23 protein-coding genes are annotated in these 23,273 nt (G+C 54.7%); 19 read left to right on the top strand and 4 right to left on the bottom strand.

The window, feature by feature from the left end:
* Window positions 1–16 precede the first annotated feature (16 nt).
* Entirely contained in the window at window positions 17–1,018 is a 1,002-nt protein-coding gene (locus tag H8K03_22935) for a hypothetical protein (protein ID UVT22677.1), read from the bottom strand.
* The gene (locus H8K03_22930; protein ID UVT22676.1) at window positions 1,015–2,247 is read right to left on the bottom strand and encodes a hypothetical protein; all 1,233 of its coding nucleotides are present in this window, start codon (window positions 2,245–2,247) and stop codon (window positions 1,015–1,017) included. The genes H8K03_22935 and H8K03_22930 overlap by 4 nt, the downstream gene beginning before the upstream one ends.
* An 89-nt stretch (window positions 2,248–2,336) precedes the next feature.
* Between H8K03_22930 and H8K03_22925 the strand changes: the two genes are divergently transcribed.
* The 14 genes from H8K03_22925 (at window position 2,337) to H8K03_22860 (ending at window position 13,581) form a co-directional block, all read left to right on the top strand.
* Complete coding sequence (locus H8K03_22925) at window positions 2,337–2,696, top strand: hypothetical protein (protein UVT22675.1); 360 nt, start codon at window positions 2,337–2,339, stop codon at window positions 2,694–2,696.
* Between the two features lie 32 nt (window positions 2,697–2,728).
* Window positions 2,729–3,358, top strand: a complete 630-nt coding sequence (locus H8K03_22920; GenBank protein ID UVT22674.1) for a hypothetical protein — start codon at window positions 2,729–2,731, stop codon at window positions 3,356–3,358.
* Between the two features lie 7 nt (window positions 3,359–3,365).
* Window positions 3,366–4,115 carry a hypothetical protein gene (locus H8K03_22915; GenBank protein ID UVT22673.1) on the top strand — a complete coding sequence of 250 codons (750 nt, stop codon included), beginning with the start codon at window positions 3,366–3,368 and terminating at the stop codon, window positions 4,113–4,115.
* A gap of 37 nt (window positions 4,116–4,152) precedes the next feature.
* Complete coding sequence (locus tag H8K03_22910; protein UVT22672.1) at window positions 4,153–5,166, top strand: hypothetical protein; 1,014 nt, start codon at window positions 4,153–4,155, stop codon at window positions 5,164–5,166.
* A 37-nt stretch (window positions 5,167–5,203) separates the two neighbouring features.
* Complete coding sequence (gene traN, locus H8K03_22905; GenBank protein ID UVT22671.1) at window positions 5,204–7,111, top strand: conjugal transfer protein TraN; 1,908 nt, start codon at window positions 5,204–5,206, stop codon at window positions 7,109–7,111.
* 17 nt (window positions 7,112–7,128) lie between these two features.
* Window positions 7,129–7,572, top strand: a complete 444-nt coding sequence (locus H8K03_22900) for a heavy metal-binding domain-containing protein (protein UVT22670.1) — start codon at window positions 7,129–7,131, stop codon at window positions 7,570–7,572.
* Window positions 7,573–7,589: 17 nt separating this feature from the next.
* On the top strand, window positions 7,590–8,144 hold the full coding sequence (locus H8K03_22895) for a transglycosylase SLT domain-containing protein (protein UVT22669.1): 555 nt from the start codon (window positions 7,590–7,592) through the stop codon (window positions 8,142–8,144).
* Window positions 8,145–8,151: 7 nt separating this feature from the next.
* Window positions 8,152–8,568, top strand: a complete 417-nt coding sequence (locus tag H8K03_22890) for a hypothetical protein (protein ID UVT22668.1) — start codon at window positions 8,152–8,154, stop codon at window positions 8,566–8,568.
* The gene (locus H8K03_22885; GenBank protein UVT22667.1) at window positions 8,565–9,941 is read left to right on the top strand and encodes an HD domain-containing protein; all 1,377 of its coding nucleotides are present in this window, start codon (window positions 8,565–8,567) and stop codon (window positions 9,939–9,941) included. Before H8K03_22890 ends, H8K03_22885 begins: the two co-directional genes overlap by 4 nt.
* 18 nt (window positions 9,942–9,959) lie before the next feature.
* Window positions 9,960–10,250 carry a hypothetical protein gene (locus H8K03_22880; protein ID UVT22666.1) on the top strand — a complete coding sequence of 97 codons (291 nt, stop codon included), beginning with the start codon at window positions 9,960–9,962 and terminating at the stop codon, window positions 10,248–10,250.
* Window positions 10,251–10,253: 3 nt separating this feature from the next.
* Window positions 10,254–11,009 carry a hypothetical protein gene (locus H8K03_22875; GenBank protein UVT22665.1) on the top strand — a complete coding sequence of 252 codons (756 nt, stop codon included), beginning with the start codon at window positions 10,254–10,256 and terminating at the stop codon, window positions 11,007–11,009.
* 14 nt (window positions 11,010–11,023) lie between these two features.
* On the top strand, window positions 11,024–11,404 hold the full coding sequence (locus H8K03_22870; GenBank protein UVT22664.1) for a PilZ domain-containing protein: 381 nt from the start codon (window positions 11,024–11,026) through the stop codon (window positions 11,402–11,404).
* 818 nt (window positions 11,405–12,222) lie between these two features.
* A complete protein-coding gene (locus tag H8K03_22865; GenBank protein ID UVT22663.1) occupies window positions 12,223–13,080 on the top strand; it encodes an NmrA/HSCARG family protein in 858 nt (285 codons plus the stop codon).
* Between the two features lie 81 nt (window positions 13,081–13,161).
* On the top strand, window positions 13,162–13,581 hold the full coding sequence (locus H8K03_22860; GenBank protein ID UVT22662.1) for a nuclear transport factor 2 family protein: 420 nt from the start codon (window positions 13,162–13,164) through the stop codon (window positions 13,579–13,581).
* Between the two features lie 278 nt (window positions 13,582–13,859).
* Here H8K03_22860 and H8K03_22855 read toward each other — a convergent pair whose 3' ends face one another.
* Window positions 13,860–14,162 carry an antibiotic biosynthesis monooxygenase gene (locus H8K03_22855; GenBank protein UVT22661.1) on the bottom strand — a complete coding sequence of 101 codons (303 nt, stop codon included), beginning with the start codon at window positions 14,160–14,162 and terminating at the stop codon, window positions 13,860–13,862.
* A gap of 103 nt (window positions 14,163–14,265) precedes the next feature.
* On the opposite strand from H8K03_22855, the gene H8K03_22850 reads away from it, so the two are divergent.
* The 4 genes from H8K03_22850 (at window position 14,266) to H8K03_22835 (ending at window position 19,857) form a co-directional block, all read left to right on the top strand.
* Window positions 14,266–15,228, top strand: coding sequence for a helix-turn-helix domain-containing protein (locus H8K03_22850; protein ID UVT22660.1), 963 nt, complete (start codon window positions 14,266–14,268; stop codon window positions 15,226–15,228).
* Window positions 15,229–15,979: 751 nt separating this feature from the next.
* On the top strand, window positions 15,980–16,750 hold the full coding sequence (locus tag H8K03_22845) for a hypothetical protein (GenBank protein ID UVT22659.1): 771 nt from the start codon (window positions 15,980–15,982) through the stop codon (window positions 16,748–16,750).
* A gap of 541 nt (window positions 16,751–17,291) precedes the next feature.
* Window positions 17,292–18,644 (top strand): signal peptidase I, encoded by a 1,353-nt coding sequence (gene lepB, locus H8K03_22840; GenBank protein ID UVT22658.1) that lies wholly within the window; start codon window positions 17,292–17,294, stop codon window positions 18,642–18,644.
* Between the two features lie 931 nt (window positions 18,645–19,575).
* Window positions 19,576–19,857: a hypothetical protein gene (locus H8K03_22835; GenBank protein ID UVT22657.1), complete on the top strand. Its 282-nt coding sequence runs from the start codon at window positions 19,576–19,578 to the stop codon at window positions 19,855–19,857.
* 317 nt (window positions 19,858–20,174) lie between these two features.
* On the opposite strand, the gene H8K03_22830 is transcribed toward H8K03_22835, so the two are convergent.
* Complete coding sequence (locus tag H8K03_22830; protein ID UVT22656.1) at window positions 20,175–21,974, bottom strand: hypothetical protein; 1,800 nt, start codon at window positions 21,972–21,974, stop codon at window positions 20,175–20,177.
* Window positions 21,975–22,588: 614 nt separating this feature from the next.
* Between H8K03_22830 and H8K03_22825 the strand changes: the two genes are divergently transcribed.
* Window positions 22,589–23,260 (top strand): SOS response-associated peptidase, encoded by a 672-nt coding sequence (locus H8K03_22825; protein ID UVT22655.1) that lies wholly within the window; start codon window positions 22,589–22,591, stop codon window positions 23,258–23,260.
* The last annotated feature ends 13 nt before the right edge of the window (window positions 23,261–23,273 follow it).

Raw genomic sequence — 23,273 nt, 5'->3', positions numbered from 1 at the left:
GGTGTGAGGATGGCTCTTACTTATAGTGTTGGCGTTGAAGGAGAAGGGCTAATTCGCCGAGATCATCAATTCTGATGATGTGCTGCTCGCCGTTCTTTACGAAGAGGACTGTGATTTCGTACGGGGACTCTTCTTCTTTTCTTCCTTGAATGAGCATTGTTGGTGGTGCGAGACGAGCGGTCTTCACCGTTGACCCATCCTCGATTCTTCCTGTTAGTTGGATCTTCTGTTCATCCACAATTGCGTTGTGCGATCGAGTGTTTGGCAGGACTGAGAACCCGAGTTGAAGGAGCTGCATGCGGATCATGTGCTCCAGGTAGGGCGAGGTGTGTGCTTCGTCCACTTGGAATACGGGGTTGGGCGGGAGCTGTAGTGCTCGTATGCGTGAGTTAGGGTGACTGGGGTTGAGGGTGATCTCTTGTGTTTCGATGATCTGGTTGGCCACTGAGATGGTGAGGACGCCGGCGAGCGTACGTTGCACGAGGCCTCGAACGGTGGCTCGTCCATCGATGCCGGTCAAGGTGTGGATCACGTCCTCTGTGTCATGTGAACGGAAGGTGATCTCGGCGCCGGCGACAGGGGATTCGGACAATCGGTGTACTTGTTGTCGATGGTCAATCATGTGGGTGGGAACGGTATTGCGTAACGGTTCCATAGCCAGGAGCCGCATACAGCCGACCTCGCGCAGGATGTTGGCGCTCTCTCGAGAAGAGAGGACGGATGCGATTAAACCGGCCGGACATTGTGTCAGGCCGTTCAGAGGGGCCAGGGGCCAGAAAAGGTAGCGACGTGCTGCCTGTTGCTGGACCGTGTGAACTTGCTCGACGTCATCGAATTGTTGCGTGACTTGTATGGTCCAATGGTCTTTGGTGGCATTGGGTGTCAGCTGCACGTGCGGGGAGCTGTGGGGAAGTCGCTCGATCGGGAGGCGAGACGTTGAGGGTGTTCCAGTAGGCGAGGTCAGGAGTGTTTGACAGCCAGATAAGAAAATAAGGATGGCGGCAACCAGCATCTTCATCGGCGTTCCTCGATCATGAGACCACGACGGACTGCGAGGCCGTCACCAGTGAGCAACTGTGTGAGTTGTGCACGCAAGGTACTGGCGACGTCAGGAGTGAGGCCAGCTCGTCCTTCGAGGGTGAATTGTCCAAGGACAAGTCCTGTTTCGATCGAGCTGGCGGTGGCCACAAGTAAGTGTGTGGTTTCGGTCATGCGCGTGCTCGTAAGGGAGAGGAGTACAGTGGCTCCGGTCCAATGGCCGATGGAATTAGAGGTCCCTTCTTGGAACAGCGGTGAAACCTCCTGGTTTTGAGCTGCATATAGCGAGGTGGCAGTGGTTCCGCGGGTAACGCTGGGTAAACCCAGTTCAGTGAGGAGGGTTTGGGTCAGTGATGTTAGCGCAGGGTCCTGGGTCTCCAGGCGAATCCGAAGCGATGTTGGCCAGTCTGAAGCAGGTCTGCGGATCAGATCAGATTCAAGGGCCGTTTTTAGCGTGGAGGGGCTGATTGAAATGGGGGTCGTGATGGTGAGTCCGTCAGTGGTATGGAGGGTGATCTCCAATTGGCCTTGGCGGAGGGTATCGGGCTGATGGGTCCGGAGAAGGACGGCCGCGACCTCGCGTAACCGGATATCGAGTGTTGGGGACATCTTGGTGATCACATATTCTGTTCCGACCGGATCGAACTGCTTATGCATCCAGCGGAGTTGGAGACGTCCGTCGGTGAGTGGACGAATGACTCGTTGGGAGACGCGTGTGACGTCATGTGTGGGTCCTGGTTGGGTCTGCCAGTGTGGGGTCGTAGGATCCAAGCCTAGCAGTGGCGCGACACAGAGCCCTTTAATGTAGTGCCACGTGGGTTCCGCTTGATCCAATAGTCCGACCACCCGAATCATCCTGATAAAGACGTGAGCGAGAATGCTGCCCGGGCAGGTAAGGACGGTGCCAGCGGTGTACCCGACCTGGGCTGCTGAATTCTTTGCTGGTGCATAGACCCAGCCCTTCCAATATTCCTGTTCCGTGACGTGCTCTCGGTCGATCCATTCTTGGGTCGCTGAGACTTGCCATCCCAATCCATCAGAGTGGGTGATCACGTGCAGACTCGGCCGGCTTGCTGGTTCTGTCCCGGCCGGGGTGCGTTCGATGTGCGAAGGGGCAAGCTCCATAGGCACAAAGTACGAATTGGCGCATCCGGTGAGGAGGGTGAGCCAGGCGAGGAGAGACCACTTGTAGCGCAGTCTGTGTGGCATCAGAGCTCTATTACGCGAGAGATCGTAATAAGACTGTGTATGCCAGAGAAGCAGGGCGGTCGCAAGGGAATCCAAGGGATGGTGGGGCAATGCTGATACGGACACTGATGGTAGGGATCACGATCTTGTGGGGGATCTGGGCGATTCCGGTGTGGGCACAGTCACCGTTGGGACCGGAGCGGTGGATGGTGGCCTCCGGGATGGGGGGGTGTGGGGAGGTGTTTTCAATAGTGGGTGAGGTCAGCGACCTCCCGAAGTGGTCCGGTCCGGAAGAGTTCGTCAATGCACTGCGGGGTAAAGGGTATCAAGTCAGTACGGTGACGGCGGAGTACGAAGGGCGATATTTGGTGAAAGTGGTGGTTCCCGCCCGTCATGTCGATACGGTTTTCCTACCGTTGAGTCTGTGCCGAAAGATGTTTCAAGAGGAGCTTGATCGGAAGCGCCGATAGGGGCCTTCAACTTCGCGAGCGTAATACTAAGTATGGCGTTCGATAAGGTCGGTCATTTTGTGTTGGGCCAGGTGGTCAAAGCAAATCCTGACAAGCCTGGCTATTTGACGTTGATAGGAGGCACGGACCGGATGGCGGTGCTGCCTCGGGTCTGTGCGGATGGTCCCTACCGGGTTGGAGACCGGTTTTATGCCTGTATCAAATCCGTGGAGGGACCGTATCCGATTGTCTCCCAACGATCGGGCCATTTTATTCGCCGCGTCGCTGAACTGTTGTTTGCCCCGGTGATCGCGGAGGGGCGTGTGGATGTGAAGGCGGTGGGGACAGTTCAGCATGCGGAGTTCGTCAAGATTGCTGTGGGATCACCGACGGGAGATGACCCCATCAGGTTATGCCTGCCGTATTTGCGAGAGTTTGGATCCTATTCGCGGTTACGTCCGTGTTTGGTGCTCTACAGTGCATCCCCCGAAGAATTTATCAAACAAGCGTTGTTGCCGGCTCCCCTTGGTGAGGTGAAAGGAATCACGGTCGACCGTCGTGCCCATGAGGCTGAGGTCCGTGTCCCGGCAGCAGTGATGCCACGATTTCTTGGGAAGGCTGGCTTGAATGTGGCCGTCGCAGGCCGAGTTACCGGGTTTTCGATTCGGTTGGCCAGCTTATAGGAGGACTATGAATAATCAGTCACCACAGAGTTCCGGTTCACCGAAACACGACAATGGGGCTGCCGCCAACGCGAAACGCAAAAAGAAAACGCCTGAGGAGCGGATCGCGCTCAACCGGGAGCTCCTGCAGCAGTATGGCAGTCTCATTGTACTGCCACGATCATTTGAAGGTCGCATTCTCATTCGCATGGTGTACCCACTCAATAAGGCGATCCCGCGGTTACGGCGAGATTTGGGTGTCACTCGTACTGTAGCGGAAGTCTTAGCACTCCTGGAACCTATTCAAACGTGGAGTAAGCAAGCGGCCGAATGGCTCCGGGCTTCTGGTGGCGAGCTCGTGTTGCTCACACCGGCGTTAGGAGAATCACTGGTGGAACGGAAACGGATGGTCGCTGACCCACGTGCACATGTGGTGGTTCCTCAAACGGAAGAAGTCCGTGCAGTGGTTGAACAGATCATTCGGATGGATCGCGTCTTGGTTGTGTTGCGCACGATCAGCATGGAGCAGCTCCGTAGCGACTCGCGTCTATCCGAAGCGCTCACGTTGGTACGGGAGTTAGATCGGGTGGTGCGTGGAGTGTGTGCGACGGTGGACGTGGATTATTACGAGCCGCGTGAACTCCGTGAGCCTCAAAAACCTCGAGTGGCAAAGATTGGTGCTGAGTTGGAAATAACGTCGAAGGATGACGTCACGATCGGGTCAACAGGTTCGAGTAATGGTCGGCCGAGAGTTGTGCATCGAGGAGCGTCTACATAGGGGGCGGGAGCACCCTGAACTTTGTAAGGAGGATTCTATGCAGGTTGCTATGAAGATGATGATGACGGGGGTTCTGTGTGCTGGGGCGTTGAGCGGGTGTGTGTCCAAATCCGCGTACGATCAACAAGTGGAGCAGAACGAGCATTTGAGGTACGTGAAGACAGAACAGGATATCGAACGGGACGGGTTGTCGTCTGATGTGCAGGCCTTGCATCGAGCCTACTCGCAGCACTCACTTCGTGTCACCGGGTTGGAGTCGACGGTTCAACAAACCTTGGTGGATGTGAAGGCGCTGCAAGCTCGACTGACTACCGTGAGTCAGGAATTGGCTCTTCAGCGGGTGGAGTTTGGCAAATTCACGGGCCAGTCTCAAGAAACGTTGGAGTTGCTTCGCACAATGAGTGAACAGCAACAAGCGATGAATGGAACGATCTCGGGGTTGGGCGCTAAGGTCGAAGTGTTACGGAAGCAGGCGCAGGCGGTTGCAAAACTCTCTCGGCCGGCTGAGACGAGTGACGCCAACAAACATGAAGTTGGCTCTGAGTCGGATGGAAAAGGGAAGGGGAAGGGGGCTGTTGAGCGGGCATTGGAGCAGAAACTCGGGCAGGCTTCGACTGTTGTGCCGCCATCGAAAGTCATCAGTCCAAAATTGGAGCCATCTCCTGTGACTCCTGCCACGGTGACTACTGGTAGTTCTCCGGTTACGGGGAGTGTGGGGGAGAATCCTTCTGTGGTTGTCCCTGCAACGGTCTCCCAAGCTCCTGTTGTCCCCACCGCTCCAGTGACTGGGACAGATGGTGCGGTGACTGGTCCGAAGGATGGGGCTCCATCGGCAGCCGTCGCGGTTAAGCCTGCTGAGGTGACGACCCCTCCGACCACATCAGCACAGGTGACGGATAATGGTGGGCAATCGCCGCTGTTGACGACTTCGACGGTGGCTGTGCAACCAGCTACGAAGCAATCGTGGACGGATTGGGCCAAAGAAAAGATTGGCTGGAAGAAGCCCGTGCAAACCGCGGCACAGGCACCGGAAGTTGGAGAGAAACGCTAGACATAAGGGAATACGAGCAGGCGGAGAGGCGGTGGTGATGGTGCGGCGCATTCTGACGGTGATGATCGTTATGGCTGGAATCGTACCGGTCACAGGGATAGCTCTTGCTCAAGTATCTTGTAGCGGGATTACCGATCCCCTGCAGAAAGCTCGCTGTGCGATGGGGAATATCCAGTCGACCGGCGCGCTGGATCGAGGGACGGTGAGCGGCCGACAGGGGGCGGTGCCACAGTATGGTGGGACCTCGGGGTGTATGGACGCCTCCTGCGCCGGTTCATCTGCCTCTGGGTACTATTCCGACACAGGTGATGTCTCGGGCTTAAATAATGCGGCGGGAAATGCCGCGGCGTCGAACCCGAATGCGTCCCGAGTGCAACAAATGGGGGTGGATGCTGGAGGGTGGAATTTAACGACAAGCGCTCCTGTGACCACGGCCAATACGACTGCGAGTTCGATCACTCCGAATCCCAATGTCAGCACCTGTACGGATGTGACGATTTGCGTGTCCTGGACACAGGCCCCGCCGTCGACACAAACCTGTAATCGGCCAGGGAGTGGTCAACTGACCTGTCAAATTCAGGTGACGAATAGCATCAGGGAAGTCCCGATCACGGGAGGCCCGGGCGGGTCGGCTGGTTTCTGTGTCGATCATTATATGTATGTCCGGGTTCTGAATCCGTCCCCGGACAGTTATGTCATGCAGTGGTTGGGCACTGGTCCCGGTGGAGTATTTGGTGAAAATTGCGGGGGGATCGGTTGGCGGACCTTTGCCAGCTTTTCTTTCACGCCACCCACGCTTGATCCCGATGAGCAAATTGTCCTCGTCAACTTCAGTGTCAATGTGTCGATCGGTGGGCAATGTGGTGGGACCTCGTTCTCGATTTCATCGGGCCAGGTGCTCGCCATTGTGTGTGGAGCGTCAGGAGCGCAATCAGGGAGCGTTCAAGCTACGAGTTGGAGAAAGTCGTGGGTCATTCGGAAAGACGTGATCAACGATCAGTGCGCCGGAGTTCGTGCGTCCGGGTGGGTACGGATGTCCTCCGTGGTTCTTGATGATGCCCCCCGAACGGTGACGCTCAGTGACGGGACCGTCCAGACGCTTCTCCCGCCAACGGTGGCGCCGGCGAGTGGGGCATGGGTACGTGAAGAACAATGGGGCTTTTCGAGTTTGACAACGGACACCTGTGCCCCGTTGTTGCAGGCGGGGTGCTTTGATGTGGCCTCCACCTGTACGACCCCCATCCCGGGCGGATGCGATACCTACTCGGTGACGGTGCAGTGTGGAGGTGGCACCGTCTGTGCGCAACAAACTGTGGTGCAACAATGCACTTCCTGTGGCGCACCAGGGAGTTATGTCCCGTTTTGCATGGATACGAGCACCCCGCCGAATCAGAACTTCCAGATTGCCGCGACAATGTTGGCGATGGTCCAAGCGGTGCAGGATGATTTCGATAAGGATCAATTACGGATTTTCACAGGTACACCGAAGGCCTGCTCGTATTCCACGTTGGGAACCTTGATTATCGATTGTTGTGCGGACGATCCCGATCGAATGTTGGGGACGTGTACCGATGTGGAAATATCATTGGCTGGTGATAAGCGGGCGCAGCAGGTGGTCTTGGTCGGGAACCATTGTATTGAGTGGTGGAGTGTGGGGTTTGCTCAGATTTGCGCGCGCCGGGCTGATGTGTATTGTACCTTCCGCTCAAAATTAGCACGGATTATCCAGGAACAAGGGAAACCGCAGTTGGGGCAGAATTTCGGGACACCCGATGCCCCCGATTGTGATGGGTTTACGTTGAACGAATTCGCAGCGCTGAACTTCCAGACGATGGATTTCACAGAATACTTCTCGTCGATCACCACAAACTATGATCAAGCCGCCGTCGCGGAATCGTTGCGTCAAAAAGCCTGTGCTATGAATCCGGGCGCGCCAGGCTGCTGAGATTAGAGGAGGGCACGATGCTGTCAGAGGACCGACCCTATTTACCCATGTTCACCCTCGGGGAGTCTGGAATTTATAGCATCAACAATGAACCGCAACTCTGTGAACCCTTAGGCTTGGTCTTTGTTCATAAAACGCAGGGGATGGGCTGGTTGCGGGACATCATGGCACGGGTGCGAGATTTTATCGGGGGCGGAGTCCGGAGCTACGATAAGCCGGTGCAGAATTATCTGATTCTCCCTGCCCTCCGTGAGCTCAGTGACATGGCATATGAGAAGTATGGAAATCCAACGGCTATCATGGGACTCGATTTCCAAGTGGAAACAGTTTCGGCTAAGGGGATGTCGATGAAAAGTATTACCGTTCGAGGGACCGCGGTACGGTGGTGTGTCGTGGAAGGTCTTCCGGTGATAGCTGCGAAGCCACTGCCGGTACAGGTAATGCTTCCGGCTGTGGCTTAGGCCAAAGAGTTCGGAACATGAGGGAGCGCGAGATGCGATGGTGGCTGGTGTTTGGCACCATTGTGATTGTGGTGAGCATCCCGTCGCTTGGTGTGGCAAAAGGAGAGAAGCAGACTATGCGCACGCAGGTGGAGGGAGGTTCACACCCATTTCATGCCTGTCTTGAAGAAGCCGCCACTGCCTATCAGCTTCCCTCGACACTACTGCGAGCGATTGTTCAGGTCGAGAATGGGAATTGGGACCCGCTGGCGGTGTCGGTGAACCAGCATGGTAAGGGCATTCGCCAAACAGTCCGTTCAATGAACGACGCTATTTCATTGGTCACGCGACTGTGGAAACAGAATGTGAACTTTGATGTGGGGCTAGGCCAAGTCAATACGCGGAATATGGAGCGATACCGTATACATCCGATCTCTCTCCTCGATGGCTGTGCCAACCTGAAAGTGTCGGCTCGAATCCTCAGGGAATCGATCGAGCGTCATGGGTATAACTGGCGTGCGATCGAACGGTATAACGGGATCAATCCGCAATATCCCTGGAGAGTCAAGAAGGCCCTCGACCAACTCCGTTGAGAGAGGAATGACGATGGGACATTGGTATGCCGGTCACGTCGTGCGATCGGGAGTGCGCCGATTGATTCAGTTATTGGAGAAGTCTGGCGCCTCGGACATCCGGCGGATGGCGGATGAGTATGTGGTCTGGCACGGACAAGAAGAATGGATCCCAATGATACGGACCTGTGCCGGGGTGCGGCAGGTGCTGCCCCTGAGCATGGAGGAGGTTGCAGGATTGCAAATGGAGCGTGTCATGCCGTCGTGCCCTGAGATTGGGGAAACGGTCCGTGTGCCGTGCGGAGCGATGCATGTCGTGGGGCGGATAGATCAGATTAGCGATGGGAAAGCCACTATTGTCACAGCCTTGTTTGGCCGGCCGACCAAAATGGTGGTGGCTCAGGAGCAAGTCCAGGCCGTGGAATTGCCGGAGGCGTGGCGATGAGCCGCTGGGTGCATACGGTACTCGATCGGATCCGGCAATCCCTACTGGTCCGCCTGCCGCAAAAGATGGCGACGTCGGTGAAATGGATGCCGCTCGTCAAACCTTCTCCACTCGTGATTGCGTTAGAGGATTTGGCCCCCGTCTGGTTACGGCATAATCAAGACTTTCGATCAGCTCATGGGAGTGGCTTGCGTCCTATTGGGACACCGGCGGTCACGATGGAGGAAGCCCTGGCGCCGGCAGGGGCGACCGTGGTCTCGGCGATCCTTCGTGGACGTGAGGAGGTGGCATCGCCTGGAAAGGAACCGGTTGTGGTGAGTGCAGTGCCAGCGGTGGTAGCGCCAAGGACGCCCATCACGAAACGCGCGGCCGCATCCATCTTATTGCGGGACTTTATCCTGCCGTATCAGGGTCTCCTTGAGCGGCAGCAAGTTCTGGGGCCGTTGGTGACGATGATTGACGTGTTGGAAGAATATGGAGATTGCCCGTCGGTGGTGTTGGAGGCCAAAACGCAAGATGAAGAGGTCGCGGATCTCTATTCGATTCGGGATACGCTCGCGCAAGTGAATTTGCGGGATCACACGCAGCGTGTGACGAAACACGGACTGGCCGAATTGATGAGCCATTACAAAGATCCCGAGCCGCTGATTCCCAAGATGCTGATGTCATGTCTTGGGCATGATCTGGGAAAGATTCCGGTCTTTCGAGCCTCTGGTATTTACTCCATGCGCGATCATCCGGCGATCAGCGTCATGAAGATCCGTGAATATTGCGAGAAGGTTGAAATCTTCTGGATCGACGAGGTCTGTGAGGCCATTCAAGGGCATCATCGCTTGGTGAAGGATGCGTTTGCCACGTTACTGAAAGTGGCAGACGGCCGTGCTCGCGAAGAAGAAGTGGCGTATGTGACGAAGACCCTGGAGATCAAACGCTGGGACGATTGGTTTACGACGCCAGAGTTTCTCGCCCTGCTTGAGCCGCTGATCAACATGGGCGGGACGGACAGTACGAAGAAAGGGGAATGGGCGGCGGTGGCGAGTGGCGGGATCGTGTACTGTCAGACGCGGGCGTTGTACGGTGTCGTGAAGGAACTCGCGCGACAGAAGAAAATCGTGGACATTCATTTATTGCGGATGTCCGACCGTGATCAAGTCTTGAATCAACTGGCGGTCGTGTTAGGGATGGCTGGCGTGTTGGCAGAGTCGATCGGAGAAGGGTTTTCCGGACGACGGTATAAGCTCCGCCTGAAGACCAAGAAAGAACTGCCGATTTATGCCGTACCCATTCTGGAATCGGCCTTTGCGACGACGCCCTCAAACCTGGAACAGCGGAAGACAGGGTTTTTTAAGTTGATCGAGGACATCGTTCACTAAGGGATGGGGCCCTTGCTCATGAATATCAGTTTCCACCTGATTCAGCCGGTCTCAGCGAGTTTGTTCGAGTATTTGGACCCGCTGAATTACATGAGCGAAGAGGCGTATCGCCACATGTGGATGAACTTCTTTAACTTGATGTTTCACGGCACTTTGGCCCGGATCGGCGCCGCGCTGTGTCTGTTCTATTCGTTCTGGTACGGGACCTACAAGCAGAAGTTTGGACTCGCGGTGTTGTTCCTCGTCTTTACGACCTGCTTTGCGTATTTTGGGTCGGTGGCTCGCACGTTTGGACTATTGGGAGAATAACCGATGGAAGGTGGAGGGGGAGGGATTGCAGGGAAAGGGAATCCAGGGCCGCTGTTCCCTAGCACCACCCCACGGGCCAAACCGAAAAGCCTCCTCGAGGCGATCTCTGACATTGAGAAGCTGTCGGCGGTCGAACGGACGGGGATGGAGATCCCGCCCCATTTTCTCCTGCTGAACGAGAAGTTTGGGTATTTCGACGTCGGGTTGAAAGGGGCCTGGGCCGACATGTTGGTCAACATCATTTTCACCCCGATCAGTGTGGGGGTGATCGATCGCGTGATTCCGATCTTCGGCACGCATGATCCTACGGTGACCGATCAGGTCTTTTCTCTTCTCATTGGATTGAGCTACACCCTGGGCATCAATATTCTGTTGGCGTTTAACTTAGGCGCGTGCTATTTCGGCAAAGTGTGCCGCAATGCGATCTGGCAATTGTACGGCGGGTTTGTCACTGGCAGTATTCTCAAGATGCTCTTGATCTTCGTGGTGTTTCATTTCCTCTATTGGCGGATTACCCCGGACATCATTTCCAACGTGCTGACATCAACCTATTTTGTGGTTCATGGGATTTTCACCGTGGAACAATGGGATCATCTGTTCTACTTCCTGGTCGACTTTCGCAATCTGCTGTTTAAGTCCGGCATTTTCATTGTGATCAGTACGATGGTGTGTCTCACTCTTCCCGGGATATCCTTCCTGCTTGGCTCGCGACGGGCCCATCGTGAAGATGAAATGCGCCGGCAATATGACGCGATCTAAAGTGGATGGGAAATATGCTGAGACCCACTTCAGCGGGAGGCGTGGCGCTTTCTAACATGGCCGATCAACCTATGATGCGTTCTCACCGGCGGGTGTCGGTGTGTGCACCCATCACCTATCAGGTGGGGAACGAGGAAGGGGAGGGAACCGCATGGAACCTCTCCCGGTGTGGATGCCAATTCACCGGCAACCTCTCCTTACGGGAAGGGACATTCTTCTCGTTCACGCTTAGTCTGTCGACATCGGAACGGGTTTATGTGGCGGCCGCTTGCGTGTGTTGGACGGATGGAACAAACCATGGGGTTGAGTATCTCGTGATCGATGATGAATCGGTCGAGACACTGGCGGCTTTCATCGATCGTGAAGCAGCCGCTGTCAGGAATCGAGACGAATAACACCTGTGGCTATAGCATAGCGGTTCATTGCGCCGCTTCTTTGTCTTCGATACACTTCTCCGTCATGTGTGGACGGTATACCGCAAACTGCGGCGCCGGACGTCATTATTGCACCGCCACAATGTGTGGGAGTGCTACGGGTGAATCATAAATTTGCCTCCTGAAAATACGTGATGCTTCGATGTTGCATGCAATAACTGTCCGGTCATTGCACGTCAAGCGGCGATGGACTTAGCTTCCAAGCTTTCCTAGAATACGCCTCCCTGCGAGGTCCCCATGCCCCTCTCGTTTCGCTCTTATCGTGGTTTCCCCTGTGTAAGGCGCTGTGATGAGTATCTCTGGTATGTGCGTCAAACGACCGCTTTCGACCGAGGCTGTGTGAAAACTCTTACGCAGTTCGATTTTGCATGATTTCAGGGGTCCTCAGACCATTACCCGGCTCGAAATAATCGAATACAGGTCATTCTGAGAGGTCGATTTTCTTTGACGCCAATTCTTTTCGCGTTTTCACACAGCCTCGACCCAAAGCCGACGTCCACGACCGACCGCTATCAGGTGGTCCAATCGTATGATGGCACCATCGGGATCCCAGGGGTGTTAACTTCCCGAACATCCCCACTACACCCCCTGTCAAAATCCCCATCTGAAATGCCAGCCCAACGTTGGTCGATTTCTCAAGGAATTTGACTTATGCTGACGCTGTTCCAAAAAGAAATGATTCTGATTGTAATAGTCCGTCCTTCAGCCGGACAAAGGAGTTGAGCCAGAACCAGACACGCCGCACATCGTGGTTGGCGTGCACATAATGGAGGTGTGAGATGGCAACGCAGTCGAAGCTCATTCTGGTGACGGGTGCCACGGGACAACAGGGGGGAGCCGTCGCGACCGCGCTGTTGGCGAAAGGGCAGAAAGTTCGTGTGATGAGTAGAACCCCTGAGAAGGCCTCCGCACTTGCTAAAGCTGGTGCGGAAGTGGTCAAAGGGAATTTGACCAATCCCTCAGATTTGCAGGCGGTGCTCCGAGGCGTGCACGGGGTGTTTGCCATGTCTACCCCTTTCGAGGCAGGGATGGAGGCGGAGGTGCGCCAGGGGGTAATGCTGGCGGATGCCGCGAAGCAGGCTGGCATCACCCATTATGTCTATACGTCCGTCGGGAGTGCGCACCGCAACACGGGCATTCCACACTTTGAGAGTAAGTGGAAGGTGGAGCAGCACATCCGGCAGATTGGATTGCCGGCCACGATTCTGCGGCCCGTATGGTTTATGGAGAATTTCACCACCTTTGCGAAACCGTCTGTGCAAGGGGTCTTGTTGCTGCCCATGAAACCGGCTAGGAAGCTGGCGATGGTCGCGCTCAAGGATATCGGCGCGTTCGGTGCGGCCGCGTTCCTGCGTCCGAACGATTTTCTTGGACAGGCCATTGATTTGGCAGGAGATGACCTCACGATGCCTGAAGCTGCCGCACTGTTGACAAAGGCGATAGGTCGACCAATCCGCTTTCAGGAGTTCCAGATGGAGCAGGCCGAGGCGGCGATGGGTCATGACCTCGCCACGATGTTTCGGTGGTTCAACGAGGTTGGCTACGCGATCAATATGCCTGCGTTGAAACAGCAGTTCGGGATGCCGCTCACCACATTTGTAGAGTGGAGTAAGACGGTCGACTGGGCGAAAGTGTGAATGATAGACACCAAGCAAAGGATCAAAATTTCCCACAGCGTGCGGTCAGGACCGCAACTGGTAGTGAACTGGGAGACTGAAATGACGATCGCCGCTGACCTCTTGCAACGACACTTCCAGACACTCGTCGAAGACAACATGCAATGGCAGACGCTGATCGCCGATGATATTTTGTGGGAACTTGCCTACGCGCCTGCCATCGGCCATCCAGCGCGACTATCGGGAAGGGAGGAGGTGGTGCGTCATGTCACCTGGTTCCTGAGAGCGGTGGAAAATTTCCGTTTCTTCGACCTCAAGGTGTATCCCTTCGCGGATCTGGAAGGGGCAGTCGCCGAAGTCAAGGCGGAGGGGCTCATCAAGCCGACAGGACGAGTCTATCACCAGGATTATGTGCTGTTCCTGCGTGCTAGAGGAGAAATAATTGCGTTCCTACGCGAATATTTCGATCCTACGCGTGCGGCCAAGGCGCTCAATACGCCGATCCTCGATCTCGAACCTTAGTGAGAAACGCACCGACATACGTGATTAATTCAATCCTTACTTGCAACCCCCTATGATCCATAAACAGTTCTTTTAGACCCCTTTGATAGCTACTATTTAGCTTCAACTATATCCATAGAATGGCGTCTCGTTCTTCACAACGTTTTTGACGGGCTTCCAGACAGCCAGTCTTGTCTACCACTATCTTGTCATCAGTCGAGCGGCAGCCTCCGGCAAATCGCTGGTTGCCGCTCATGGTAAATCGGCAAGCAATCTCCTCACACCGACCGAGCCAGACCTCAGTGCGGGATCTTCGCGCCAAGCACGTCGACGTGCTCGATCTGTGGCGGTTCGGCAAGCAACTCGGACGCCTTGGCCATCAGTGCTGCCGCGATTGGGCCAGCCAAATGTGCCTTGCGGCCTGCATCATCAGCAAAGGCATCGAAGATGCCAAACGTCGCCGGTCCCAATCGCAGGGCAAACCAGATCGGCGTCGTGGTTTCCTGATTCGCCAAGGTGAGCCCGTTTTCAAGAAAGCGGGCGACATCCGCTTCTTTTCCTGGTTTGGCTTTCAATCGCACGAACAAAGCAACTTGCACCATGGTAGTCACTCCTATTTGAGGTTAAACCGCGTGAGTGAAATTGTAGGGATGAGTGACGATCTATTCTAGTGGCAGAAGTGACAATTATGGTACAGTTCTCGCCATGCGAATTTATGTGCTCGCTCTGAATGAAGTCTTCGACACCGGCTTAACTACGCTGCTCGACACGTTCGGAACGGCGAACGACTTGGCGGAATCCGCTGGAACACCTTCGACACGTTTCGATGTGACGGTCGTGGGTGTCCGTTCCCGCGTATACACCAGTCACGGGCTGTCTGTGCCTGTACGGTCGGCGGCACGACTTGCGCGCCCGGATGTCGCGCTTGTGCCGGCGCTCGGGGCGAAGATGCCGGACACATTGCGAATTGCGCTTGAACGGCGAGACATCACGGACGCGCAAACACTCCTTCGTCGCTGGTCTGGCAGCGGCGCGCTGGTGGGTGCTGCCTGCACGGGAACATTTGTCCTTGCTGGCACGTCGCTGCTCAACGGCCATCGTGCGACGACATCATGGTGGCTCGCCCCATTCTTTCGTGAACGGTACCCGCATGTCATACTCGACGACTCGCGAATGATCATGAGTTCATCTCGGTTCGTCACCGGCGGCGCAGCGCTGGCACACCTCGATCTGGCATTATGGCTGGTGCGTCGACGCAGTCCCGCGCTGGCGGCGCTGACTGCTCGCTACCTGCTGGTTGACCCACGGCCCTCGCAGGCGGCGTTCATGATTCCCGACCACCTTGCGCACTCAGACCCGCTCGTCGAACGGTTCGAGCGATGGGCACGGAGACAGCTCGCTGATGGTTTCTCGCTCAGCAAAGCGGCTCACGCAGCCGTGACAAGTGAACGCACCTTGGCGCGTCGCCTGCAATCCGTGCTGGGTAAGTCCCCGCTTGCTTATTTTCAGGATCTTCGCGTCGAGCGCGCGGTGCATCTGCTACAAACGAGTACGGCCAGTGTTGATCAGATTGCCGCTCAGGTTGGCTACGCAGACGGAGTGACGCTGCGCACACTCATTCGTCGTAAGATCGGCCGCGGCGTACGCGAGCTACGTGCACGCGACTGATCAAGCCCTTCCCGGAGAGTCGATTGTGCTCATTTTGTGCTCAACCCCATCTCACTCCAACTCATTCCAGCCTACTCAAGCCAAAGTGCGTTTTTTCTCCAACTCTTGGCTCTCATTGGCTCCAGTGAGTTCCAGTTGGCCTGAGTGGGTCTGAGTAGGCTGGAGGTGGATGTCGAAGGCGCTTTCCTAAACCACGGGTTGTACGGGCAAGTCTGTTCCAGAACCATCTGATTGCTGGACGGTGGCGAGGTCTTGGTCACATGAGTTCGAGAACATACAGAAAGACTTGTGGGCAGGTGTCGTGTGCACGGACACGCGTGCGAAGGATCTGTTCTACGATCCTCCTCCCACACCAGCAAACTCATCCCCAATCCAGCCAAGCGTCGCGCAAAGTGGGCACCATCTTTAATGAACGGCAGCTTTCCGGCGCGGAGCGTGCCGTAGCGACTGTCGCGAAGTGGCCGATGGCGATCCTCGACCCAAACCAGTCGATCACCGAATTGAAAAGCAGCCGTTTGCACCACCGGTGAGATAGGATATTGTTCACGATCATTGAAGGTGTGTTACTCGGATAGAAAATGGCAGGTCCGGCTCTTATGCGGATCGGCCTAAACATTGTTAGACGTCGTACAGAATGCGAAGCATAAACACGATTTCCGAATGGCGATGCCATGTGCTTCTGTTGGCTCTTGTCGCGTCAGCGATCTTGTTGCCATTACTTTCTGCGGGTGCCGAGGACTTGAAGACCGAGTTGGTCGAACGCATCACGAAAGAACAGGTTGCTACCTTATTCCCAAGCGCAGCCAAAGAAAATGTGCATACAAACTGGCCTCTTGTGCAGACGGAACTCCGGCAGTTTGGTCTCGGTGACAGTAAGGAAGTCGTCGTCTATGCGCTTGCCACCATTCGTGTCGAAACATCAAACTTCTCGCCGGACCCTGAGCGACCGAGTACCTATTCGAAGACGATCGATCAGCCAAGCTATGCCGGCATCCAAGCCCCGGGAACCGAACGCCCATTTGGCAAGTACGATTCGACCCTGACATTTCGCAAAGACGGAACACCGATCATCAACTTGCACTTGGGCAATTGCTACTACACCGGTATTGATGAAGAGCTGATGCGCTCTCGCCACGGAATGTTACCCCGGACTGAGTGTGAAGACGGAATTCTTTTCCGTGGTCGCGGTTTTGTCCAACTCACTGGCAGGTACAACTACGAGCAGATGCAGAAGCAGATCAAGGACAAAGTGAGCGTCGATATTGTCGAGAATCCTGACGAGGTAAGCAAGCCGGAAGTGGCAGCCAAGATATTGGCCGCGTACTTGTCAAACAACAGGGGCGAGATTGAGCAACTCTTGAACGGGAATAATTTAGCCTCAGCCCGGCGTATTGTGAACAAAGCAGCATTGGGACTGGACGTTTTCTCAACCGCCATCCACAAAGCGAAAATAATTGTTTCGACTGCGGAAAAAGGTGATTCAATGCCACCGTCCACGCCGACAGGCTTGTCTATTCAATAGCGGCTAAAATCCCCGATGCGTGCCGACGCCCAACCCCCGTCGCTCCAGCCGACGTGCTACGGCCTGCGGCCTCCGCACGCGGCTGAGCTCAAACGTTAATGCGATAGGACTGAGGACCGCTTTATTACGGTGCGATCTCGGCGCCGAACTTCCGTTCACAGTCGATCTCCAGCCGCCGCCATCCGACCCAAATCCGACGTCCACGACCGACCGTTATCAGGTGGTTCGCTGAATGACGGCCCCATCGGGATCCCACACTTGCGTCTTAAGTTAACGCCGAGGCCGGGATTTGATTTGAGGACGATTCAGCACCTTCAGCGTTGATGCGCATTTCGCAGTTTATACTATGAAGAACCCCTCCTTTTCAGGAAGGGACTTCCCGCTGGATTAGAGTTGCCTCTCCTCCATCCAGACCGAACGCCTCCAAATCTTCGTGTTTCCTACCAGCATTCTATTAAGTGCCATACCTTGTCAGGCTAAGATGCTATGCTATCCTTAGTGTAACGCCCAGTTTTCTATCTCTCTCGACATCTCGGAAGGCATGAAAGCTAGTACTTGGTTGAAAATCGTTGCGGCCGCGACGGTCTCTGGCCTGGCATTAGGCACGATCTACTTTTCCTATCTAACAGGCCGAGGGTTTATTGAATGGTTGGGCTATCTTGAAGCACCCGATATCGCACGATTGATCCTGGTTTTTGTATTTCCTTCACTGTGTGTCTGGGTTGCCATTGCTCGATATCTCTTCAACAAGCCTCTTTCTGTTTTCCTCCTTATCGGACTTTGCTGGCCGTTTATAGCGCTCTTTGTCGGCGCCAATGTGAATCATGAACCATTGACAACAGGCATCGACTTTTTCCCCATTGTGGACGTGACTATGTTAGTCCTCCTTCTCACGCTAGGCATGATGACTGGCTCGATCATGTATTGGTTGCTCGGGTATCCAGATGGACAAAGCATACCGCTTGCCCTCAACGACAGGGAACAGGAGTGTCATCTCCAGCCTGCAGACAGCCACTACATCCAGTCTCCGCGTCCTTGGGTCTCGTTCTCGCTCAGCCTACTCCCAGGATTAGGACAGTTATATAACGGTGAGTACATCAAGGCAGGGGTGTGTTATCTCGTGTGGATTGGAGGAGCCACATTAGTGAAGTTCTTTATCCTCCTGCATGTTCATTTTAAGCCGCCCTACAATGTCATCGCAGCAGTAACAGCAGCAGGCATCATTTATGTTGGCATCATGGCAGAAGCCCTGGTGACCGCACGCCGGCTGAGGAACGATCCAAGGGCACGCAGTTCGCACCCCTTAAGATGGTTCATCATCCTGGCAGTCGTCTTTCTGGTAAATTTTACTGCGAGGCCGCTTATCAGGACCGCAATCTATAATTTCTACGCTGCCCAGCATCACATTCAAAGTTCTGCCATGGATCCCACCTTGATAGGCGATGACATATTTCTAGTGGATCTCCGCGCATACACAGCTTCCCGTACACCGCAACGCGGAGACATCATCTCGATCCGAATTCCAAACGTAGACGTACCCTATTTTCGGCGGGTTGTCGGTTTACCAGGCGAGACTCTCGCGATCAATCACGATGGGATATGGATCAATGGAACACTGCTCAACGAACGCATCTCGATGCGGCCAACAATATCTCCGATCTCACAGCTCTCCCGTGGCGAAGCTCAAGCCTTTGGGCCAATCGTCGTCCCAGACGGGACAGTGTTTGTGCTAGCGGATAACCTCGCTACTACGTTTGATAGTCGTGAATTTGGACCTATTGCCATGAACCACATTAATGGAAGGGTTGCTGTGATCTATTGGTCCTGGGATGGCATTCAGCAAGACGCACGATGGGAACGCATCGGCCAGATGTTTTCGTCCACCAATCCCTAAGAGTAGCTCGCGATCTCTCCGGATATAAGAGACTGCAGATGCTCAACTGTACCGCTCAAAATCACGAATTCCTGAGCCGAACGCTAAATAGTGCGTGTTTTTCTTGGAAGGCCTATAAATAGGGTCTTTTAGCGATTATGTCAGAGCAAAATACGCACTTGCTCATGACTGGATCAGTAATCAGACCTTCCTTAGTATCCGGATCAAATTACATGTGCGTCAATGCGAACGTAGGAGAGCATGAGATAAGTCGAGCAGGTGGCTGGTTTCAAGTGGAGCAGTTGGCATATAGCACCAGAATGAGTGGCTGATTTGGATCGGAATGACTGACTGGTTTCCTCTGGAATACGTGGCTCATTTTGACCGGAATACGCAGCCAAACCCACTTGCGCCCAACAGAAGGGTGTATGACCGCATTATGGCGGGGCGATCCTGGCGCCGAATTTCCGTACTTGGCCGTTCTTCGACCATCGGTATCCGACCCTTAGCCGGAGTACACGACCGACCGCTACCAGAAGGGAAGGTCTTACGCCGATCCGCATAAGAACCCGTGATCAATGGTCGATGGGCCGCAACTCATTGCACCACCGTCGATGTTGGGATATTGTTCACGATCATTGAAGGTGTGTTACGCGGATAGAACATGGCAGATCCGGTTCTTATGATGGATCCGCCTAAACATTGTTAGGCCGTAACGGAGCGCATTGTGTCTTGGAGCACAGTTGTTCTGACCGCCCTTGGCTTACTGGTGGTTGGCTTGTTTCAAGCAGCCTGGACGCTTATATTCTCACCTAGGTTGTTTCATCGAAATAAGGATTCCATTTCGCTCAATGATCGCATCGACGCAAAGTCACGACGAGACAAGATCGCGGCTTCGGTTTTCTTGCTACTTACGGCACTGTTCTCAATCTGGAATATAAGGGACTCAGCTATGAACGAACCTGCATCGAAGAAAGAGTTCACCGATCTCGCCGCGCGGGTGACAAAGCTGGAGAACGACAGGCCTCCGGGTACGAATGCAGAGATTGACAAGCGTCTGGCCTCGCTTGAGCAGTCACTTTCCAGTGCAAGCCAGCAGGCCAAGGGGCTGGCTACCCGAGAGGATCTCAAGAAGACTCGAAAGGAACTTGAGGAGACGATCGAAAAGATCGTCGCTGAGGTTCAAAAGTTGCGTACAGCCCTGCAGCAACGAGGCCAAGCGCAGGGAGGCTAGTTGCGGCCTAACCCGCGCGTCGAGCCGACGGCCCAAAGCAGTACGAGCGAAGCGAGTACGCTTTGGGTTCTCTCGCTGCGCTCGGCCTCGGCTCACGCGCAGCGTTACGGCGACAGGGGTGAGGACCGCTTTGGGGTGGTGCAATCTCGGCGTCATGAACGGTACAGTTCGTCGATTCCGATAACCTCAATCTCCGCAATTCTCGATCAGACCTCAATCTCCCACGAGACAACACCCCTTAGCTAAACGAGGAGTGAGCAAACGATTCACTCGTTCGCAGATAAGATCTCTGATAGTGTCTTCGCTTTATTGTGGAGTCAGGAACGAATCCAGTCCGCGAGGATCTCCGCTTCCTTTGATAGAAAGTCTTTCTGCTGGATGAAGTTCTCCCGTAATTCCTCAATAGCGGTCGTATTCGCCTTACGGCTTAGGGTGGCAATCGCTCTTGGGTAATATTGGGAGAGGAAGGCGATGGAGTCTATTGTATTCCGTTGGATCGAGGAAAAGGGAAGGCCACACATCGCATATGGGCGTCGATCTTGTCGTTCATAGACGTGATTCTGTGAGGCCCAGAGCGCTACTGGTAATGATTTTCCGAGTTCCCTCTGGAAAAAAGACGTGCCGACTGCCTGGGCCTCTGCCTCTGTCACAGGAAACAAGGTTCCGATATAGGCGCTGGCCCCAGGAAACATAAATCGCTTACTTAATTCATGCCACGATGAGCATGCGTTGTTAAAAACGATCGGCGTACAGCCAGGTGCGAAACCGTGCATCATGGGAAGCCACACGTCATCGCTCATCCGAAGTCCCATGGAGCCGTTAACGCGAATGATCTCTTCGCTTGCTACTCGGTATTTTGCGCGCTCCTGGACATCGCCCATTGCTGACCAGGTGGAGATCGCTGAGCCTACATACAGGGAAGATTTCGCGACCGAATCCGACCAATCAACTCCGTCTAATTCGTGAAAACGACAGAATGTTTGGACGCACACTTTCTCGGTTGTGGGGTCGTATCCAAACCCAACAGCCTCATCGACTACAAGGCATCGAGCAATACCTTCGCTGTCCGTGAATTTATAGGTCACCCGTTTGCCTGAAACATCACCTGCATGCGTCGAAATGACGACAATGTCGAATGGTACAGTCTCGAGCAACATTCGGACATTGTGCACTGTCGCGCGGGGTCCTGCCTGAATACGAACTAGAGTTTGATTCTGTTTCAATGATTCCCGTATTGCCTCGATTTCCGATCCTGCGATGTGATCCGATTGGATCAGCAGCGCTGTCCTTGCGCTCTTGCCAGTACGGGAAGCCGCCCATATCCCTTCCACTATCATGCGTCCCAAATCCGGATATGCGAAGAGATGTGTTGTGGGACGCTCTGGCATGGCCATTCCCCAAGGGAAGCCGTTGGTGATGAACAAAACCTGCTTGTATTCTCGAAAGTCAAAGGCAGGGAGTCTTGTGCGAACGCGATCGCGTATGCAGGCAAATCGCGTTGTGACATTCTCCCCTGATCCGAGGGCATAGATTTCCTCCAGCCATTGATCTTGATCACGATCTGGAAGCTGAGGGACAGTTAAAAAAGATGCATCAGTAGCGAAGGCCAAGTTGCTCCCGGTCACTTCCGCGAGATCCTCCCCTGCCTCGCAGACGATCAACAGGTGAGTTCCACCTGAGACAAAATTGATTGGCGGCGATGTCTCCTCAGCCGTGTCCAGGAACTTCTTCGAGCGACGGGCCAACAGAAGACCAACGCCGAGGTGGTCTCGGCCCCAAGCCAGCTTTTCAGCTGGGCCTTTCGTCCAACCTCTGAGAGCAGATCGCGCCTCTTCTCGAGTGTTGGCGGAAATGAACATGCCGGCCGGCTGGCGCTCAGATAGTGCACAACTTTGATCGGCTGGCAAATTAGCGAATACTACTCGACGAGTTTGAGCCAGCGAGAGGGCATTGGTCCGTCTAATCACTTCGTTTGTGTAGTCAGGTCGAGTCAGACGAGGCCCATCCATGACGGTGAGATAACGCCGAGGACGGGTAAACAGCGATGAAATCTCTGCCGCAAGCCAGGCGTCATCGCCAACGATTGCTACATGTTCGAACGACGGTATGGCAATCATGCAGTTGTGATACTTGAAACGAGAAAAAGAAAGGCTGACTTGTTAGAGTCATCCTGATTCGCACGCGATGACTTGCCTTTAGCTTCACCGTGCAAGAGTAGTATTTATAGCAAGCCGATGCATTAGGTGTAAATCTGAGATGACGGGAATGGTCGCGGGCCCTTACAATAAGTGCAATACCACATGGGAAGAAACTGGCTCAGATAGCCAAACTCAAATGGGTTCAAGTCTTGGAATCGAACATTATGTGTCCCGTCTGCGCGGACAGTGACGGTGCCTGCGACACTTCGCGGAGGGATTTCGTGAGAACTCCCGCTTCAGCGCCGAGCTGTTGTTCGAACGTTGTTCCTACTTGTCAAATCTTTCGGCTGTTTCCCGTCAGGCACTCCTCCTCCGCTACGCTCGGCGGTTACCGGGCAGGTTCATGCGACAGGGCTGAGGACCGCTTTGGGGTGGTGCAATCTCGGCGCCGAATGTCCGCTCTTGGCCGAATGCCGACGGTCGCAAAGTGGAGAGTCAGACGTTCTGTACAATAACCAGTCGGTCATTGCCCAGAAGCAGCTTTGGACTTCGATGTCTGGTTTTCATAGAATAGCCTCCCTGCGAGGCTACTGATGTGTGGACGCTTCACCCAGACGGCTACCCCGGAAGTCATCGCGGAACAGTTTCAGGTTGACGATCCCCCGCTGTTCAAGCCCAACTACAACATCTCCCCAACGCAACGTGTGGCGGTCGTTCGTCTCAATCCTGAGTCTGTGAAACGTGATTGCGTCTTGCTTCGCTGGGGCCTGATTCCTTCTTGGGCCAAGGATGCCAAGATCGGCAACCAGTGTATCAACGCCAAGGGTGAGACCGTGGCCGAGAAACCCGCCTTTCGATCTGCATTCAAGAAGCGGCGATGCCTGGTCATTGCCGACGGGTTCTATGAGTGGCAAAGGTTGGGTGAGCGAAAACAGCCCATCTGGATTGGTCGAAAGGACAAGCGGCCGTTTGCCTTTGCGGGGCTATGGGAACATTGGAAACCCGCTGAAGGCGAGCCGATCGAGACCTGCGCAATTATTACCACGGAGCCCAATGACCTGATGGCGCCAATTCACAATCGGATGCCAGTGATCCTTGCGCCTGCCTCGTATATCCCATGGCTCGATCACACCACACCCGCCGATTCGCTGAAGGCCTTGCTGCGTCCGTATCCCAGTACCGAACTTCAGGCCTATCCAGTCAGTACCCTGGTCAACAACCCGCGGCACAACGCTCCCGCCTGTCTTGAGCCAGCCCAGGCCTAGGGAGTAGACTACA

Origin of the sequence: Nitrospira sp., from assembly GCA_024760545.1 — a bacterium.
In the GTDB taxonomy this organism is placed as follows: domain Bacteria; phylum Nitrospirota; class Nitrospiria; order Nitrospirales; family Nitrospiraceae; genus Nitrospira_D.
This window is presented reverse-complemented; position numbering and strand designations above follow the sequence as displayed.

Bases quoted from the DNA above. Each gene is read 5' to 3' on its own strand.
- H8K03_22935 (UVT22677.1), bottom strand. From the start codon at position 1,018: ATGAAGATGCTGGTTGCCGCCATCCTTATTTTCTTATCTGGCTGTCAA.
- H8K03_22930 (UVT22676.1), bottom strand. From the start codon at position 2,247: ATGCCACACAGACTGCGCTACAAGTGGTCTCTCCTCGCCTGGCTCACC.
- H8K03_22925 (UVT22675.1), top strand. From the start codon at position 2,337: ATGCTGATACGGACACTGATGGTAGGGATCACGATCTTGTGGGGGATC.
- H8K03_22920 (UVT22674.1), top strand. From the start codon at position 2,729: ATGGCGTTCGATAAGGTCGGTCATTTTGTGTTGGGCCAGGTGGTCAAA.
- H8K03_22915 (UVT22673.1), top strand. From the start codon at position 3,366: ATGAATAATCAGTCACCACAGAGTTCCGGTTCACCGAAACACGACAAT.
- H8K03_22910 (UVT22672.1), top strand. From the start codon at position 4,153: ATGCAGGTTGCTATGAAGATGATGATGACGGGGGTTCTGTGTGCTGGG.
- traN (UVT22671.1), top strand. From the start codon at position 5,204: ATGGTGCGGCGCATTCTGACGGTGATGATCGTTATGGCTGGAATCGTA.
- H8K03_22900 (UVT22670.1), top strand. From the start codon at position 7,129: ATGCTGTCAGAGGACCGACCCTATTTACCCATGTTCACCCTCGGGGAG.
- H8K03_22895 (UVT22669.1), top strand. From the start codon at position 7,590: ATGAGGGAGCGCGAGATGCGATGGTGGCTGGTGTTTGGCACCATTGTG.
- H8K03_22890 (UVT22668.1), top strand. From the start codon at position 8,152: ATGACGATGGGACATTGGTATGCCGGTCACGTCGTGCGATCGGGAGTG.
- H8K03_22885 (UVT22667.1), top strand. From the start codon at position 8,565: ATGAGCCGCTGGGTGCATACGGTACTCGATCGGATCCGGCAATCCCTA.
- H8K03_22880 (UVT22666.1), top strand. From the start codon at position 9,960: ATGAATATCAGTTTCCACCTGATTCAGCCGGTCTCAGCGAGTTTGTTC.
- H8K03_22875 (UVT22665.1), top strand. From the start codon at position 10,254: ATGGAAGGTGGAGGGGGAGGGATTGCAGGGAAAGGGAATCCAGGGCCG.
- H8K03_22870 (UVT22664.1), top strand. From the start codon at position 11,024: ATGCTGAGACCCACTTCAGCGGGAGGCGTGGCGCTTTCTAACATGGCC.
- H8K03_22865 (UVT22663.1), top strand. From the start codon at position 12,223: ATGGCAACGCAGTCGAAGCTCATTCTGGTGACGGGTGCCACGGGACAA.
- H8K03_22860 (UVT22662.1), top strand. From the start codon at position 13,162: ATGACGATCGCCGCTGACCTCTTGCAACGACACTTCCAGACACTCGTC.
- H8K03_22855 (UVT22661.1), bottom strand. From the start codon at position 14,162: ATGGTGCAAGTTGCTTTGTTCGTGCGATTGAAAGCCAAACCAGGAAAA.
- H8K03_22850 (UVT22660.1), top strand. From the start codon at position 14,266: ATGCGAATTTATGTGCTCGCTCTGAATGAAGTCTTCGACACCGGCTTA.
- lepB (UVT22658.1), top strand. From the start codon at position 17,292: ATGAAAGCTAGTACTTGGTTGAAAATCGTTGCGGCCGCGACGGTCTCT.
- H8K03_22835 (UVT22657.1), top strand. From the start codon at position 19,576: ATGAACGAACCTGCATCGAAGAAAGAGTTCACCGATCTCGCCGCGCGG.
- H8K03_22830 (UVT22656.1), bottom strand. From the start codon at position 21,974: ATGATTGCCATACCGTCGTTCGAACATGTAGCAATCGTTGGCGATGAC.
- H8K03_22825 (UVT22655.1), top strand. From the start codon at position 22,589: ATGTGTGGACGCTTCACCCAGACGGCTACCCCGGAAGTCATCGCGGAA.